1 rRNA gene is annotated in these 274 nt (G+C 47.8%); it reads right to left on the minus strand.

What is annotated here, in order from left to right:
- Nucleotides 1–14: 14 nt before the first annotated feature.
- Nucleotides 15–130 (minus strand): 5S ribosomal RNA (rrf, locus tag UF75_RS25990).
- Nucleotides 131–274 lie beyond the last annotated feature (144 nt).

Genomic DNA, 274 nt, shown 5'->3' on the forward strand with positions numbered 1-274 from the left:
CATTTTGCTTGTTTACCTGGCGATGACCTACTTTCCCAGGAGCTATGCTCCAAGTATCCTTGGCCCTGGAGGTCTTAACTTCCGTGTTCGGTATGGGAACGGGTGGAACCCCTCCGGCATGATCACCAGATGCGTACTCGAGGTTCGAGGCGCGATGCGCGAGGTTCGAACTCGAATTGTTTTCTGTAGAAAACAAGAGCTAAAGGATTTATCCCTCAACCGCTATTCTCTCAAAACTGCACAGAGTCTATTTTCTAGTAATTGTCTTAAGAAC

This window comes from Desulfosporosinus sp. I2 (assembly GCF_000960765.1).
Lineage (GTDB): Bacteria > Bacillota > Desulfitobacteriia > Desulfitobacteriales > Desulfitobacteriaceae > Desulfosporosinus.